Origin of the sequence: Flavobacterium sp. GT3R68 (assembly GCF_007109225.1) — a bacterium.
GTDB lineage: Bacteria > Bacteroidota > Bacteroidia > Flavobacteriales > Flavobacteriaceae > Flavobacterium.
This window is the reverse complement of record NZ_VJZK01000039.1, coordinates 1-1,107: the sequence shown is the minus strand read 5'-3', so window position 1 is coordinate 1,107 and position 1,107 is coordinate 1. Positions and strand designations below refer to the sequence as shown.

Sequence of the window (1,107 nt, the reverse complement as noted above, 5' to 3'; positions counted from 1 at the left end):
CACTTGTTGAAAACCGGTCAGTTCAGCCGGAATACGGAGTTCGGTAGCTAGTTTTTCTTTGCTGATGGTAAAGATTTCCATAGCCGGAGCGGTATCTATAGTTACAATTTCTTTCTTTTCAGAATTGCAGCCAATTAAAGTACTTGTCAGCACTAAAAATAAAATCGATGTTTTTAATAATTTATTTTTCATTTTGTTGGTGTAAATGTAAAGATGATATATAATGTTTGCTTTCCTTGTCTTCCGGATCTAGGGATATAGATTGTACAGAAGCTTTACCTTGTGCCCAGGAAAAAATTAATGGTAAAATAATCAGTACTGTACAAGTGGAAAATAATAATCCTCCGATTACGGCTCTTCCCAATGGAGAAACCTGATCACCGCCTTCACCATGTCCGATTGCCATCGGAAGCATTCCGGCAATCATTGCTACACTAGTCATAATAATAGGACGAAGCCTCAGAGAAGCGGCTTCACGTGCAGACTGTAGTGCATTGCCGTTGTGTTTTCGCAGTTGTTCAGCATTAGTAACGAGTAAAACGGCATTGGCAATAGAAACTCCAACTGACATGATAATCCCCATATATGATTGTAAATTTAGAGTAGAACCTGTAATAAGGAGTAGTGCTAAAGAGCCTAAAACCACGGCAGGAACAGTTGTTAGGATGACTAATGAAATTTTGAAAGACTGGAAATTAGCCGAAAGCATCAGAAAAATAACTACAATAGCAAGTAATAGGCCCGTTTGGAGACTGCTCATTGTTTCATATAAAACCTTACTTAGGCCAATAGGCTTAATGGACAATCCTCTTGGAAGTTTTCCTAAAGATTCAATTGTTTTCTGCACGGCTTTGGAAGCAGTTCCTAAATCAGTGTGATCAATATTTCCGGTTACTGAAATATAGGGCATGGCTCCGATATTATCATTCTCTCCATAAGTGTGTGAGGATGTAATTTTAGCAACATCACTTAAAACCGGCCGTGATGCATTTTTAAGCAGTGGAATTTCTCTCAAATCATTTATACTTTTCATTTTGTTTAGAGGAACCTGAACTTGAACATTATAGGACAATCCTGCTTTTTCATCAATCCAGGTATTTTTTTCGG

The 1,107-nt window shown here is 37.9% G+C and carries 1 protein-coding gene and 1 pseudogene; both read right to left on the bottom strand.

The window, feature by feature from the left end:
• Positions 1 to 192: pseudogene (locus FNW07_RS13705) on the bottom strand (efflux RND transporter periplasmic adaptor subunit); the annotation flags it as partial.
• On the bottom strand, positions 182 to 1,107 hold a 926-nt coding region (locus FNW07_RS13700; RefSeq protein ID WP_144265656.1), incomplete at its 5' end, for an efflux RND transporter permease subunit. The pseudogene FNW07_RS13705 and the gene FNW07_RS13700, both read right to left, overlap by 11 nt.